The 14,535-nt window shown below is 60.5% G+C and carries 14 protein-coding genes and 2 tRNA genes; 7 read left to right on the top strand and 9 right to left on the bottom strand.

Features of this window, described 5'->3' with window-relative positions:
- Nucleotides 1-95: 95 nt before the first annotated feature.
- Both FJ941_RS21375 and FJ941_RS29050 read right to left on the bottom strand, forming a co-directional pair.
- Nucleotides 96-1,255 (bottom strand): IS3 family transposase gene (locus tag FJ941_RS21375; RefSeq protein WP_140508692.1). Its coding sequence is split into 2 segments (ribosomal slippage): nucleotides 96-1,033 and nucleotides 1,033-1,255, totalling 1,161 coding nucleotides; the frame shifts between segments, so codons are not numbered across the junction.
- An 80-nt stretch (nucleotides 1,256-1,335) separates the two neighbouring features.
- Complete coding sequence (locus FJ941_RS29050; RefSeq protein ID WP_181169916.1) at nucleotides 1,336-1,554, bottom strand: hypothetical protein; 219 nt, start codon at nucleotides 1,552-1,554, stop codon at nucleotides 1,336-1,338.
- Nucleotides 1,555-2,055: 501 nt separating this feature from the next.
- Between FJ941_RS29050 and FJ941_RS21385 the strand changes: the two genes are divergently transcribed.
- The gene (locus tag FJ941_RS21385; RefSeq protein WP_140508696.1) at nucleotides 2,056-2,715 is read left to right on the top strand and encodes a hypothetical protein; all 660 of its coding nucleotides are present in this window, start codon (nucleotides 2,056-2,058) and stop codon (nucleotides 2,713-2,715) included.
- A 31-nt stretch (nucleotides 2,716-2,746) separates the two neighbouring features.
- Here the strand turns inward: FJ941_RS21385 and FJ941_RS21390 are convergent, their stop codons facing one another.
- The 5 genes from FJ941_RS21390 to FJ941_RS21410 all read right to left on the bottom strand — a co-directional run bounded on the left by FJ941_RS21390 (nucleotide 2,747) and on the right by FJ941_RS21410 (nucleotide 6,126).
- Nucleotides 2,747-3,688: a restriction endonuclease gene (locus FJ941_RS21390; protein ID WP_140508698.1), complete on the bottom strand. Its 942-nt coding sequence runs from the start codon at nucleotides 3,686-3,688 to the stop codon at nucleotides 2,747-2,749.
- A 63-nt stretch (nucleotides 3,689-3,751) separates the two neighbouring features.
- Nucleotides 3,752-4,609 carry a hypothetical protein gene (locus tag FJ941_RS21395; RefSeq protein WP_140508699.1) on the bottom strand — a complete coding sequence of 286 codons (858 nt, stop codon included), beginning with the start codon at nucleotides 4,607-4,609 and terminating at the stop codon, nucleotides 3,752-3,754.
- The gene (locus tag FJ941_RS21400; RefSeq protein ID WP_140508701.1) at nucleotides 4,606-4,854 is read right to left on the bottom strand and encodes a hypothetical protein; all 249 of its coding nucleotides are present in this window, start codon (nucleotides 4,852-4,854) and stop codon (nucleotides 4,606-4,608) included. The genes FJ941_RS21395 and FJ941_RS21400 overlap by 4 nt, the downstream gene beginning before the upstream one ends.
- Nucleotides 4,855-4,960: 106 nt before the next feature.
- Complete coding sequence (locus FJ941_RS21405; RefSeq protein WP_140508703.1) at nucleotides 4,961-5,599, bottom strand: hypothetical protein; 639 nt, start codon at nucleotides 5,597-5,599, stop codon at nucleotides 4,961-4,963.
- A 452-nt stretch (nucleotides 5,600-6,051) separates the two neighbouring features.
- Nucleotides 6,052-6,126 (bottom strand) — tRNA-Asn (locus FJ941_RS21410).
- 222 nt (nucleotides 6,127-6,348) lie between these two features.
- Between FJ941_RS21410 and FJ941_RS21415 the strand changes: the two genes are divergently transcribed.
- Entirely contained in the window at nucleotides 6,349-6,609 is a 261-nt protein-coding gene (locus FJ941_RS21415; protein ID WP_140508704.1) for a hypothetical protein, read from the top strand.
- Between the two features lie 46 nt (nucleotides 6,610-6,655).
- Here the strand turns inward: FJ941_RS21415 and FJ941_RS21420 are convergent, their stop codons facing one another.
- Nucleotides 6,656-6,907: a hypothetical protein gene (locus tag FJ941_RS21420; RefSeq protein WP_140508706.1), complete on the bottom strand. Its 252-nt coding sequence runs from the start codon at nucleotides 6,905-6,907 to the stop codon at nucleotides 6,656-6,658.
- A 212-nt stretch (nucleotides 6,908-7,119) separates the two neighbouring features.
- Between FJ941_RS21420 and FJ941_RS21425 the strand changes: the two genes are divergently transcribed.
- From FJ941_RS21425 to FJ941_RS21440, 4 genes are all read left to right on the top strand, one after another.
- Nucleotides 7,120-7,193, top strand: a tRNA-Cys gene (locus tag FJ941_RS21425).
- A 92-nt stretch (nucleotides 7,194-7,285) separates the two neighbouring features.
- Nucleotides 7,286-7,954, top strand: a complete 669-nt coding sequence (locus FJ941_RS21430; protein WP_140508708.1) for a protein-L-isoaspartate O-methyltransferase — start codon at nucleotides 7,286-7,288, stop codon at nucleotides 7,952-7,954.
- Between the two features lie 182 nt (nucleotides 7,955-8,136).
- Nucleotides 8,137-9,522: a TolC family outer membrane protein gene (locus FJ941_RS21435; RefSeq protein WP_140508710.1), complete on the top strand. Its 1,386-nt coding sequence runs from the start codon at nucleotides 8,137-8,139 to the stop codon at nucleotides 9,520-9,522.
- Between the two features lie 254 nt (nucleotides 9,523-9,776).
- Nucleotides 9,777-10,607 carry a PopZ family protein gene (locus FJ941_RS21440; RefSeq protein WP_140508711.1) on the top strand — a complete coding sequence of 277 codons (831 nt, stop codon included), beginning with the start codon at nucleotides 9,777-9,779 and terminating at the stop codon, nucleotides 10,605-10,607.
- Between the two features lie 50 nt (nucleotides 10,608-10,657).
- On the opposite strand, the gene FJ941_RS21445 is transcribed toward FJ941_RS21440, so the two are convergent.
- Entirely contained in the window at nucleotides 10,658-11,299 is a 642-nt protein-coding gene (locus tag FJ941_RS21445; protein ID WP_140508879.1) for a VOC family protein, read from the bottom strand.
- 378 nt (nucleotides 11,300-11,677) lie between these two features.
- Here FJ941_RS21445 and FJ941_RS21450 point away from each other — a divergent pair, with 378 nt between their 5' ends.
- Nucleotides 11,678-14,461, top strand: a complete 2,784-nt coding sequence (locus FJ941_RS21450; protein WP_140508713.1) for a valine--tRNA ligase — start codon at nucleotides 11,678-11,680, stop codon at nucleotides 14,459-14,461.
- The last annotated feature ends 74 nt before the right edge of the window (nucleotides 14,462-14,535 follow it).

A 14,535-nucleotide genomic window follows, 5' to 3' on the forward strand; every position in this document is an offset into this window, starting at 1 on the left:
TCATCGCGCATCCGTCCATTGAATGACTCGACATAGCCGTTCTGCATCGGCTTGCCCGGCGCGATGTAGTGCCATTCTGGCCTGCCACTGAACTGTCATCCAGCTGCGATTAGAGCCTCGACCGTTTTTGTTGCGCCTTGTGGCGCGGGTTGAGCAACCGGCGGAGGCGCGGAGCCTTCGATTAGCGCAGCGTCGGAGCCGGTTGCGGTGATGACCTCGGCATAGGCTGCCGGGGTCTGGTAGCCGAGCGAGGAATGTGGCCTGGCGGTGTTGAAGTCCTCCCTCCATTCGGCGATGGCACTGCGGGCGTGATCCAGGCCGAAGAACAGGCTCTCGTTCAGGAGTTCATCGCGCATCCGTCCATTGAATGACTCGACATAGCCGTTCTGCATCGGCTTGCCCGGCGCGATGTAGTGCCATTCCACCCGATGATCCTTCGACCAGGCGAGAATGGCGTTCGAGGTGAACTCGGTGCCGTGGTCGGATACGATCATGCCGGGCTTGCCGCGGTGGGCGATCAGTTCCGTCAGTTCACGCGCCACCCGGCGGCCGGAGATCGACGTGTCCGGGATCGCCGCCAGGCATTCGCGCGTCACGTCGTCGACGATGTTGAGCACCCGGAACCGCCGGCCGCAGGCGAACTGGTCATGGACGAAATCCAGCGACCAGCGCGCGTTCGGCTTTGCCTCGACCAGGATCGGCGCCCGCGTGCCGACCGCTCGCCGCCTTGCCCGGCGCTTGCGCACCGTCAGGCCCTCCTCGCGGTAGAGCCGATAGATGCGGTTGACCCCAGATGCCTCGCCCTCGCGCCTGAGCAGGATGAACAGCCGCCGGTAGCCGAAGCGTCGGCGCTCGTTGGCGAGGTCACGCAGCCGACCACGCAGCTCCGTCTCGGGCGGACGCCGGGACTGGTAGCGGATCATCTTGCGATCAGCGCCCACAAAGGAACAGGCCCGACGCTCCGACAGGCCCATGACGGCCTGCAGATGCGCAACGGCTTCGCGCTTGGCGGCGGGCCCTACCATTTTTTTGACAGAAGCTCACGCAGCGCCGAGGCTTCGAGCATCTGGTCTGCGAGCAGCTTCTTCAGCTTGGCATTCTCGTCTTCCAAGGCCTTCAGGCGCTTGGCGTCGGACACGTCCATCCCGCCATACTTCGCCTTCCAATTATATAGCGTCGCCTCCGAGACCCCGTGCTTGCGAGCCAAATCGCCCGCCTTCGCTCCCGCCTCGTGCTCGCGCAGAACCGCAATGATCTGCTCTTCCGTGAACCGCTCTCTTCATCAGTCCGTCCTTCGATCAAGGGCTGGAATCTAATCTCAGATGGAGGAAATTCTCAGTGGCAGGTCACGGCCTGAAAGGATTGCACGGCGTCCGCTTCCGTCTTCGCGACCCGGTTGACAACCTCTTGCGCAGCGAGGGCGGAGAGGAGGTAGACAAGATTGGTGACGTAGACCCAGGAGCGGTAAGGGTAGAAGTTATCGGGCGTCACGGAATCGCCGACGATTGAGACGGCTATGACTTCGCGAAACCTCCGCACCAGAGCAGCCACCATAAGCCGAGCCATGTTCCTGCATTGTCAGGCACCTTAAAGCCACGCCACAGATTACCCATCGCCTCGAACGGCTTCCAGAACCACATGACCGGCACGAAGTACCAGTAGACGGCTCCCCGCTGCGTGGTGCGTTTCGGTGCTGATGCTTTTTGTTGAGCCCTCATTATGGATCGTTTTCGAGCGCGGCCCCCGGCGACGGCGGCTCGCCTTCTTCATGCTTAAAGAAATGACGGCTTCGAAGAAAATCTTAGCCAAAGTCAGAAAGGGGATTCAAATTCGCTCGAAAACGATCGTTTTCGAGCGGCCTCAAGTCGCGATCACGGCTGAGCGACAAACCAGTTTCACATTGCGGAAAGCGGCCGGACGGGCTAGCGTTTGGAGAGGCGATTCCTGCCTGACCTGTCGCCAGGTCAAAGTGGACAGAGACTACCGGCAACGTGAATCGATCCTTTGGGTCGTCTCGTAATTGGCGACAGACGATCATCAAAAAGGAACGGTCACATGGCCTCTATTCTGCTTACCCTGGACAATATCGATTTTGTGAAGTCCGAGCTGCGCAAGGCAATGCCTGAAGCGAAATCGGCACATTTTACCGAAGCCTTGGCTTTCGGGGCTGGATACAACACGCATGCAGCCATGCAGGCGGCGATCAAGACCTCTACCCCGCAACGTCCAATTCTCGCGAAGATCAATGACGAGAGGATCGCCTCTCGGTTAACCGCACTCGGGAACCATTCTTCCAGTGCCGTTTCCACAAAAGTTGCCGTCCGTTCACCCGCATTACCGCAACGCATATGGGTAGAATTCCGCAACGGTGACATCGGCGCCAACAACTACTGGTACCGGGAATGCCAGAAGCGTGACATTCCGAATCTGCGCATTTCGAGACGTACCAAGTACGTCAAATTGAACTGGGACTGCATCTCTCTGGATGGGCGCAGCGAGACCCATGTGATGGGTGAGAGCGGCAGCGCGCTTGGAAAGACGATGTTCAAAACGTATCAGGGCATCGCCCGCCGCATACCGGGTAAATCCGAATTTTTCGGCTCGAGCTTCGTGGGTTCCGTGGACCGACTATTGCCGGAACTTGCCTACGACCTGGCCGATGAATTTTTCGCCATACTGTACGAGCCCATGCGCCAGCAGACCCTCGCGGCCTGAGTGATTGGAAGGGGCGTCGTACCGGCGCCCCTTATTCCATCTCTATGTGGAACCTCGGATAGGCATCCCTGAATGCCGAGAGGGCATCGGATCGGATCTTGTTCAACCTGACTGCAACATCAGGGTTCATCGTAAATACCGGGCAGTCCGGATTCCCGCACCCACAGGGCCTGATGGTCTTGTCGCGCAAACCGGACGCAAAAGCGCGCCGTAATTGATCGACCAATTGTGCGGAACGACTCACGCTCGTCTTGATATGCCGATCCCGTAGGTGATGGAGAGAAGGGATGCGCCTTATCTCATCGCCCTCACGCGTTCGCCAAACGCCAGTATTCAGAGCGGAGATGGTGTCATCGATGGCCTGCTTAAACGCATGTAGCGAGCACTCCTGCTGAAAAGGTGTGCGAAACGCCGGGCGATCAAATACGGCGGCCATCTGGGCGAGAGCGTCTCCATCCGACAGGCCGGCAAAGTCATCGGCGAACCGGGTCAGTTCGCCGGCCTTGTCAGGAAATTCCTCGCCCTCGCAAAATCGCTTTAGCAGGTCTTCACCGATCAGGCGCAGATGTTCCTCCAGTTCTGCGCCGCCCCAGATTGACAGATTGTCGATACCGTTCGCGCTGGCAAATTTTTGAATGGCATCTCGCCGGGTGGCGGACACGGTGCTCCGGGTCACGAATTTGAGGGCATCGAACTTTGTTGGAGAAGATAGGAGTCTTTGAATGTCATGCTCGGCCTTGGCCTGAGTGAGGCTACCGCGATTGACGCATTGGATGACGCTCCGGCGCGGCGGGCCATCGTCCAGCCGTTCGAGTCCGATGATATCGCGCCCATGATCGCCTCCGGCTTGCCCATACCATGCGAGATCGGTCCACCCGGCCCTGACATGATAGGCAAAGACCAGCCGCTCGAATTCGGCTCCGCCGAAATCCTCGAAATGAATTTTTTGAACTAGCTTCGAGACTTTTGGCATGAGTGACGTTTCCCCCCGATAAAGACATTGTGTCCGTCAAGCGCCGTCGATGATCGAATCGGGTCAGCCTTGAGCACAAAAGGCGCATGTGTTTGTGGGGGACCGATAGAGAGTTTTTCCGTTCAATGGATCGTTTAGTTCTGCCGGATGTGAATGACCAACAATGCACGAAGGGGGAATGGCGGAGCGAAGGCGAAATGAGAAGTCGATAGGGGCTGACCAATCTGGCGTATTGCAGGTGAACCGCGTCCACTCATCAAGGAGCTTGATCGCAAGTTCCTTCCGCGTCTGGAAACTGCTCATCGAAAGGGGTAGATCGATCTCCAGCAAGGTGGGAGTGCCGATGTTTCTTAGCACCCTATGCCCCGAGTGACCGAGAACGGCCACAATCCATTCGCTGCCATATATGAGGTAGTGCGCGCAACGTTTCAGAAGCGCTGTGTCGTCGGCGACCACAAATGACCGCCCCTCATCGAGCGTGTTGTTGACGTCCCGGACCAACTCATCAACGCGATCCCTCATCCAGTGAAGTTCGGTATTTTGCGCGATAATTGAACGCAGCCTGTCGGTCATCTCGCGCCGGTCGTGAAGGCGAAGTCCTTCCCGGAAGTAGATCCCGGCATCCTCTGTCCTGCAGCCATGAAAAGTGCGCATGATGGCATGTTCCAGCGAGTCGGCGAGTTCTTCCGCATGGCCGTCAAAATCGCCGCGCAGGGATCTGCCGAGTATGTCGGACCATTCCGGATCGTCCCAGGAAACGTCACGATAGACGCCGGGCTTGAGGCGGTGAATGCCGTCTTTGCGCAGCCGCGGCGCCAGCCATGATCCCAGAAGCGGCATCCAGCTTTCCGGTTTCTTCCAGATGAAATGGTGGCCGCGCCAAATTGAGCCTATCGTGCGAACGACAACAGATTCGTTCACGGGTGCTGCGCCCGCACAACGATCTTTGCGATGGTGTTGTCGGATGCGAAGCGCTGCGCGCGCCTCATAGCTTCGTCCAGCAAAAAATTGAATGGCCCACTGCCGCCATAATCGCCCCTTGCACTGTCGTAGAAATAGGCTTTTTCTCGTACGCGGTCGTTCAATGTCTCCTGGTGAACAACAACGACAACATGTCGCTCCGCAGGTGCATTTTCCTCCGTACCTAAATTAATGACTTTGACCATGAGCGCCTCCGGAATACGGATGGTAATTATATCTGATTCGGCGCCGCCAGTTATTCCGGTGACTTGCACGCAGCCGGAGGTGGGCGGATCGACTCGTGTGCGCTCCCTATCGCTTTCCCTTTTTAAGGACACCGAAGCTCGTACGGCCTGCCGCGAAGGCCAACTCCATCATGTCTTGCTCGATGTCAGGAACGTCAACATGAGATCGGGCCGTACTAATGAGACATGAGGCGTATGCGATTGAGCCGAGCACTGTTTCGCCAAGGAAGTTGAGAAAACGGGTGTAGTCGGGTGGATATTGCAAATCGGTCTCGGATGGAAAAATCTTATGGCCCGTTTCTGGATCGGCGTATGTGTTGATGGCAGTTTCGAGTGCAAACCAACTCACTATCCACATCTTGGCAGGTTCGACGCTTCCGATCGCCGCATACGTTTGTGGTACCCATTCGAACGTTTTTTCGCAAAGATCGGGGACGAAGTGGCCGACATACACGTTCCGAAGATACTTGAAGAACTCAAGCCCTCTACGCAACGGGCGGTGCAGTTCGCCAAGCTCAGGATGCTCCTTGTAGAGTGCGCCTGAAATCGTTGCCAGATCAGCGACGTTGGCGATTTCCATTATGAGGTGGCGCATGAGCACCAGCCTGAGATTCATAGAGTCCGGCCCCGCCTCAGGTGCTTGGTGAGCGGCCAGTAAGTCATGATGGGCAACAGTGGCGGCTGTACAGATGTGGCGATAGTCCATTATCCGATGATGCCATGGCCGCGCGCCGTCGCAAAGGCAAACCCTAAAATGGTCGACACAAGGGCCGGGCTCGTAACCTTGTGGGTAGCAGTGGATCGCTCAAGCCCTTTGCAATGGGTTTCGGGAGCGCGGATTCGAACTCAGCGTTTAGATGAACGAAACTCTGGAGGATGGCGTCTGGCAAGCCTATTATCGGATCGCGACAACGAGTGATTCATCCTGTTGTGTCGCTTGGAAGCGCGACAAATAAATTCAGTCGCGGCCCTGTATTGACGGTTACCGCCATGAAGGGCGGCTGCTCTTAGTGTGAAAGGGTCGCCACCCAAAGATAGGTAGATGATTCGCCTACCACTGGGCGAGATCGGTCCTCTAGCGAAACCAGTTTCTGTAGATATGCTGTAGATCAGCCGCTATTTGCAAATTTTCAAGTTCGGCTAAGTTCTTGAAAAGATTGGCTCCCCGGGCCGGATTCGAACCAGCGACCAACCGGTTAACAGCCGGTTGCTCTACCACTGAGCTACCGGGGAACGGAGGCTCTTTGAGCAAGTGGCGCAGCCTATAGCAAACCCGTTTCGGCTTTGCAAAGCAGCATTTCGCATTTTGCCGAGACTTTTTCGCGCGGTGGTTTCTCGCAATCGGCTTTGCCCACCCACATATTAGCCGTCTTGGCGACGGGCGCGGAACCGAAAGGGCGGTCGCGGCTTTCGTAAGATGGCATTATCGAGCCCCCAGACAGGCAGTTTTTCGCAATGACGGCAGCGGACGAAAACCGGATACCAGAACGAAAGATCTCGGTTTTCGGGCGCGAATTCACCATGCCGCAGTCGCGCGGTCTCAGAATCACTATCGGCGTGCTTTTGACGATTGGCGGCCTTCTCGGGTTCCTGCCGATCCTTGGCTTCTGGATGGTGCCGCTCGGACTGCTGGTACTCTCCTACGAAATAGCCATGGTCCGTCGCCAGCGGCGCCGCTTGGTCGTCTGGTGGGAGCGGCAACGCCGGCCGGACTGAGCGGCCTTGCGGCGCATCTCGCACGGCGGTGGCCTTCGAAAGAGAATCAATCCTGGCGCCGTCTCTCCGTGCCGCCGACGGATTCCTCCGAATCGGGTTGTGCGCCTGCCTTCAAATCCTCGCTGATCTCCTTCAGGACCGCGGAAGCCGAGGCCAGACGCGCGCGATCACGCGGCGACAGGCTGCCGGTGCCTTCAATTCTCAGGCAGTCGATGGCATAGCGCACCAATTCCTCGCATCCCAGCAGCGACACGCTTTCCGTTTCGTGCGTTTCGTCCCTTGGCTTTGCCGTGGGCATGGCGCAGTCCTCCCTGTTTCTCAACGCAAGCCGGTGCGCGGCGTTTCGTTCGATCATCCGCCATGCTTAACGGATTGCTAATAGGGCGGTTGTGACGGCGATCTGACAGGGGCGGAGCCGGCGCAGAGGAAAGCGTTCGGAATACGTCGTGGCCGCTTGACGGCATTTTCGCCGCAACCTATTGGAACCGGGTGGAACGCCGGGAGCAACGAGGCCTCGTGGCGGAGTGGTTACGCAGAGGACTGCAAATCCTTGCACCCCGGTTCGATTCCGGGCGAGGCCTCCAATCTCCAGGCCAGGCTCCCGCGCGTCAGCGCCGGAGCCTGAGCGTCCTGTCCAATGGACCGCGATTGTGTCGCGGAAAGCGAGGCTTGGAGCATGAGCGCTGATTTTTCCGAACTTCGCGTCAAGATGGTCGATGGTCAGGTTCGCACCACCGACGTGACCAGCGCGCCGTTGCTCGACGCGATGCTTTCCGTGCCGCGCGAGGTTTTCGTTGGCGATCGCCAGCGCGATCTGGCCTATATCGACGAGGACATCCGCATCACCGGCAGCGCCGATGGCCCGCGCTACCTGATGGAAGCTTCGCCGCTGGCCAAGCTGATGCAACTGGCCGAGATCAGCGTCACCGATTCGGCGCTCGATGTCGGCTGCGGCACCGGCTACGCCTCGGCGATCCTGTCGCGCCTGGCGAGATTCGTCGTGGCGCTCGAAAGCGATTCGGCCTTGGCGCAAACCGCCGCGTCGACCCTGTCTGGCCTGGGCTGCGGCAATGTGACCGTGGTTCAGGGCGCACTGGCGCAAGGCCATGCGGCAAAGGCACCTTACGATGTCATCTTCCTCGGCGGCAGTGTCGGCAAAGTGCCGGCGTCGCTGCTCGACCAGCTCGCCGAGGGCGGACGCCTGGTCGCGGTCGAAGGACAGGGCAATTCCGGCGTGGCGCGGCTTTTTGTCAAGGCTGGAGGGGTTGTAACCGGGAGAAGGGCATTTAATGCGGCAATTAAGCCACTACCCGGCTTCGAACGTGAGCATGCTTTCGAATTCTGAATGATTTGGCCTTGCAGCAAAGGCTTTGTCATGGTCGCTTGCATTTGAACGATCGTTGCTGATCCCAGACTGGGGGCACTTTGGGCGGAGCGACAGGGAACATGAAACACGCCACGCCGGCTGCTCCAGAAGGAGAAGCCGGCGCGGCGCGGTTCCCATGGAAAACGAATGAGGGATATACCGTGCCGTCAGTACGCAAATCATTTTTCACCGCCGTCCTTGTTTCGGCGACCGCACTATCCCCACTGGCTGCATCGGCTGAGACCATCACCGGTGCCCTTGCAAAAGCCTATCAGTACAATTCCACACTGAATGCGTCGCGTGCCGGCGTGCGTGTGACCGACGAGAGCGTGGCCATTGCCAAATCGGGCTGGCGTCCGACGGTTACCGGATCGGCCAACATCGACTACACGAACACGCGCCGGGCAAATGACGGCGGCAATTCGAAGCTGACAAGCGGCAGCTACGGCATCCAGATCAACCAGTCGCTGTTCGACGGTTTCCAGACGAGAAACAACGTGGCGGCGGCTGAATCCCACGTCAAGGCGTCGGTCGAAAGCCTGCGCAACACCGAGGAGAACACGCTGTTCAGCGCGGCCACCGCCTATATGGACGTGATTCGCGACCGGCAGATCGCGGTGTTGACCGAGCAGAACCTGCAGTTCCTGACCGAGCAGGCGCGCGCCGCGCGCTCGCGCTTCGACGTCGGCGAAGGTACGCGCACCGATGTCGCGCAGGCCGATGCCCAGCGCGCCTCGGCGGTGGCCTCGCTCAGTGCTGCGCGTGCGCAGGCATTGGCCAGTGCCGCGACCTATCACCAGGTTGTCGGCGACGAGCCGGGCAAGCTCAAGCCAGCCGCGCCATTGGGACGGTTGCTGCCGTCGAGCCTCGACGCCGCGATCGCCATCGGCTCGGCCGAACATCCGGCCATCCTTGCCACCCAGCATCTGGTCGACGCCGCGGCTTTCTCGGTGAAATCGTCCGAGGGCGCGCTGTTGCCGCAGCTGTCGGCCTCGGCCGGTATTTCGGAAAACTACCGCAAAGCCATCCCCGACGTGGCGGGTTCCAACGGCAATTCGACCTCGGCCAATATCGGCGCAACGCTGACCGTCCCGATCTATTCAGGCGGCCGGACTTCGGCGATCGTGCGGCAGAACAAGGAGTCGCTCGGGCAAGCGCGTATCCAGGTCGACGTCAGCCGCGACCAGGTCCGCCAGGCTGTCGCCACGGCATGGTCGCAATACACCGCCGCGCAGCAAAGCGTATCCGCCAACAGGCAGGTGATCGAAGCCGCACAACTGGCACTGAACGGCGTCATCGAAGAACGCAATGTCGGCCAGCGCACGACGCTCGACGTGCTCAATGCCCAAGCTACCCTCATCACCGCCAAGATCAACCAGGCCAATTCCGAACACGACGTGGTCGTGGCGAGCTATGCCATCCTCTCCGCGATCGGCCACCTGTCGGTCGACCGGCTTGCGCTGCAGGTGACGAAGTACAAGCCCGAAGAGCACTACAACGCCGTCAAGGACAAGTGGATCGGCCTGCGCACGCCGGACGGCCGCTAGGCCTTCGTTCGAACGGCGTTTCCGGGCTGAGCGGTTCGATCGGAAACGCCTGACTGTCGTTGTCCTTCGGTGGGTTGCTGACGGGGACCGTCACACGGCTTTGGCGGAATCGCTCTAATCTGTTGAAATCCCACATGTCCCCAGATTGGGGATTCTCGTGCGGCGATCCGTCGGTTACGCTGTCGTCATGATTCGAATCCGGCTTTTGCCGGAGCGGAAACCTGCAACGGGTCACAAGGGCGGCGGATGTGACGATGGCAACGGCAAGCAGCGCACAGCGCGAACCCTCCATGGAAGAGATACTGGCTTCCATCAGGAGGATCATCGAAGATAGCGACAACGGCCGCAAGCAGCCCGGCGAGGCCGATGAGTTGCAGCAGGATTTGGAGCCCGCGCCGAGTGCTGTTGCGGCCGCCGACATAGACGCGTTCCGCGCCGAACTGCATGCCGTCCCCGAGGTCAGGAAACCGGCCGCTATGGCGGAAGTCCAGGCGCCAGCCGTACAGCCGGCGATCGCACGCACCGAAGCGCCGCCACGTGCCGATCCGGCTGTTGGCAGGACGCCGACGACATTGGCCGAGGTCAGCGCCCGGGTTGCCGCCGGGCCGGTGCCCAGCCGCGACGCGCCAGCGGCTCCCGCGGAGCTTGCGGCGAGTGAAGCCATTATCGCCGATTGGCGTCGCGAGATCGCGGCGGTTGGCGAGCAAGCCAAGGCGATGCCGGACCGGGGCATCCGCAAGCCAGCGGCACGGCCGGACGTGGCGGCGAGCGAAACGGCGGTGGACCCCGCGACCGAGCGGTCTTCGTCGAGCGATGCTCCGGGCACGGCTCAGGCGCGCGCGGCGGCAAACGAAGCGCATGCGGTGCGTCCCGCGATTCTTTCCGAACATACGGGCCGGCAGGTTGCTGCCGCCTTCGGCGAGCTGTCCGACGCCTTTGCAAGCCGCAGCAAGAAGACATTCGACGAGATGGCCGAAGAAATGCTGCGGCCGATGCTGCAGGACTGGCTCGACAACAATCTGCCGACGCTGGTCGAAAGGCTGGTGCGCGAAGAGATCGAGCGCGTGGCACGCGGGGCGCAGTAAGGCTCGCGTCGGGATCAAAGTGCCGCCCTGAGCCCCCGCTTTTGTCAGGCTCAGCTCTCCGCCGATGTTGCGAACGCGAGCAGATTGCCGTCGGGATCGCCGACAATGAAGGTGCGGGCGCCCCAAGGCTCCGCGCGCAGCGTTTGATGGAAGCTGGCGCCCGCCGCTTGATACTCAAGAAACAACCGTTTGATCGCCTCGACGACGATCGTTGCCGAGAGCAGGTCCTCCTTCGCTCGTAGACCCACGTCGACAAGAGGCTGGTCAACATGGCGCAGGTTGAGCCGCGCACCGTCCCGAAACACCTGCGCGTAGAAGGGCGGTTCGCCATAGGTGAAGCGCGTCTTGAAGCCGAGTTTGTGTTCGTAGAACGAACAGGCGGCTTTGATGTCGGAAACGAAAAGCTGAGGCTCGGCCACGGCGAGAAACGGCTGCGAGGCATCGGCTGTGGTGCTGTCGATCATGGTCTGAAGCCCTTTCTTCAGCGCCTGCCAAGTCTCGAAACCCGCCTTCTTAGCGACCAGTTCCTGGGCGTCAGTGAGCTTGAAGCTGTGATCCAGGATCTGGCTGTCGGTCAGATGACGGAAGCGCGGCAACAGCGAGCCGATTGCATCGGCGACGGGATAATACCGCTGGCGATGCCATCTCAGGTAGAGTTTCGCCTGTTTCTTATGGTGCTCGAGTGTGGGCATGGGCGCGTTGATGTTGAGGGTAGCGTAGGCGGGCAATGCCCCTCCGGCCGGAAGCCGATGCGCTCTACAGCAGCGCTGGCAACTTACGCGCCGCTGCCATACGCGGTCAAGCTGCGGTGCGCCGGATGCCGCTGCTGGCAAGGGCATTGGCCAGCGACGGCGCGCGTCGCGGGATGATGTCCGGCACCGTTGCCCCCGCTCCTCGCAGCCGCACCTGAACGAAATGCGCGGCAGCCGCTGACGCCATTGCCCGCGACCTGGAGGCCGTCTATCTCTAGGCCGGCGAGTGCCCGCCAGCCGTCCTCGCGGTTGACTTGGCCAGGACCTTCCGATTTACACCGAACCAGCAAAATTCCCGACAGCGCGGACCGTTTTCCCATGCTTGAAAAGACCTACGACGCAAAAACCGTCGAGCCGAAGATCGCCAGGGTGTGGGAGGAAGCCGATGCGTTTCGGGCCGGCGCTGGGGCGGAGGAGGGGACCGAGGCCTTCACCATCGTCATTCCGCCGCCCAATGTCACTGGCTCGCTGCATATGGGCCATGCGCTCAACAACACGCTGCAGGACATCCTGGTGCGCTTCGAGCGCATGCGTGGCAAGAACGTCCTGTGGCAGCCCGGCATGGACCATGCCGGCATCGCCACGCAGATGGTGGTCGAGCGCCGGCTGATGGAAAACCAGATCCATCGCCGCGATCTCACCCGCGAAGAATTCATCGAGAAGGTGTGGGAATGGAAGGCCGAATCGGGTGGGTTGATCTTCAACCAGCTGAAACGTCTCGGTGCCTCCGCCGACTGGTCGCGCGAACGCTTCACCATGGACGAGGGCCTGTCCAAGGCCGTGCTCGAAGTGTTCGTCACGCTCTATAAGGAAGGGCTGATCTACAAGGACAAGCGCCTTGTGAACTGGGACCCGAAACTGCTGACCGCAATCTCTGATCTCGAGGTCGAGCAGCAGGAGGTCAACGGCAATCTCTGGCATTTCCGCTATCCGATCGAAGGCGTGGCCTTCGATCCGGAAAACCCGAAAACCTTCATCATCGTGGCGACGACTCGTCCCGAGACGATGCTGGGCGACACGGCTGTCGCGGTGAATCCCGACGACGAGCGGTTCCAGCATCTCATCGGCAAGAATGTCGTCCTGCCGATCGTCGGGCGCAAGATACCTGTCGTGGCCGACGAGTATTCCGATCCGGAAAAGGGGTCCGGAGCGGTCAAGATCACGCCGGCGCATGATTTCAACGACTTCGAGGTCGGCAAGCGCCACAAGTTGCCGGCGATCAACATCCTCACCGTCGAAGCCGCCATCAAGCTCAGGGATAATGAGGACTTCCTCGCCGGCCTCGAGGTGACGCCGGAGCGTCAGGCGGTATGGGACGAACTCGACGGCCTCGACCGTTTCGTCGCGCGCAAGAAGATCGTCGAACTGATGGAGGCCGGCGGCTTCCTCGACAAGGTCGAGCCGCATCGCCACGCGGTGCCGCATGGCGACCGCGGCGGCGTGCCGATCGAACCGTTCCTCACCGAACAGTGGTATGCCGATGCGGCCGAGCTCGCCAAGCCGGCGATCGCCTCGGTGCGCGAAGGTCGTACCAACTTCGTCCCGAAAAATTGGGAAAAAACCTATTTCGACTGGATGGAGAACATCCAGCCCTGGTGCATTTCACGCCAGTTGTGGTGGGGACATCAGATTCCGGCCTGGTATGGGCCGGACGGGCGCGTGTTCGTCGAGAAGACCGAGGAAGAGGCGCTGAGTGCGGCGATCGAATATTATTTGGCTCTGGAAGGGCCATGGAAGGCCTGGGTCGAGGACAAGCTCGAGAACTTCAAGCCGGGCGAGATACTGATCCGCGACGAGGATGTGCTCGACACCTGGTTTTCGTCGGCGTTGTGGCCGTTCTCGACGCTTGGCTGGCCGGACCAGACACCGGAACTGAAAACCTATTACCAGACCGACGTGCTGGTCACCGGCTTCGACATCATCTTCTTCTGGGTTGCCCGCATGATGATGATGGGCCTGCACTTCATGGACGAGGAACCGTTCCACACCGTCTATGTACATGCGCTGGTGCGCGACAAGAACGGCGCCAAGATGTCGAAGTCGAAAGGCAACGTCATCGACCCGCTCGATCTCATCGACGAATATGGCGCCGACGCATTGCGCTTCACCCTGACCGTGATGGCGGCGCAGGGGCGCGACGTGAAGCTCGACCCGGCGCGCATCGCCGGCTACCGCAATTTCGGCACCAAGCTGTGGAACGCGACGCGCTTTGCCGAGATGAACGAAGTCGCGCGCAATGACGATTTCTGGCTGAACGACGCCAAGCTGGCGGTCAACCGCTGGATCCTGACCGAGTTGACGCGCGCCGCGCGCGAGATCACCGACGGCATCACCTCGTACCGCTTCAACGAGGCGGCTGGAGCGGCCTACCGCTTCGTCTGGAACCTGTTCTGCGACTGGTATCTGGAACTGCTGAAGCCGGTGTTCATGGGCACGGACGAGGCGGCCAAGGCTGAAAGCCGCGCCTGCGTCGCCTTCGTGCTCGACGAGATCTACAAGCTGCTTCATCCGATGATGCCGTTCATGACCGAAGAGTTGTGGGCGCAGACGGCGGGCGAAGGCAGGGAACGGGCCTCGCTGCTGTGCCATGCCGCATGGCCGTCGCCGGATTTCGAGGACGCGGAAGCAGCCGCCGACATCAACTGGCTGGTCGATCTCGTCTCCGGCATCCGCTCGGTTCGCTCTGAGATGAACGTGCCGCCGGCGGCCATTGCGCCGCTCGTGGTGGTCGGCGCCAACGACGTGACGCGCGAACGACTGGTTCGCGAGGAGTCCGCTATCAAGCGGCTGGCGCGCGTCGGCGACATCTCGCTCGCCGATGCGGCACCCAAGGGGTCGGCGCAGATCGTGCTCAACGAGGCGACGATCTGCCTGCCGCTTGGCAGCCTGATCGACCTCACTGCGGAGGCCGTGCGGCTGCAAAAGGAACTGGTCAAGGTGACCGAGGAAATCGCGCGCCTGCACAAGAAGCTGTCGAATGAGAAATTCGTCGCCAGCGCGCCGGCGGAGATCGTCGAAGGCGAACGAGAAAAGCTCGCAGAATATCGCGACGCGCAGGACAAGCTTTCGGTGGCGCTGACCAGGGTTCGTGACGCCGGCTGAAGGGCAGATTCGGGAGATTTTAGCGCCCTCTAAAATGGGCGGTCTCGTGCCTCGAAAACCGGCATTCCGTTGCG

It is taken from the genome of Mesorhizobium sp. B2-3-13 (genome assembly GCF_006442195.1).
GTDB classification, from domain to species: domain Bacteria; phylum Pseudomonadota; class Alphaproteobacteria; order Rhizobiales; family Rhizobiaceae; genus Mesorhizobium; species Mesorhizobium salmacidum.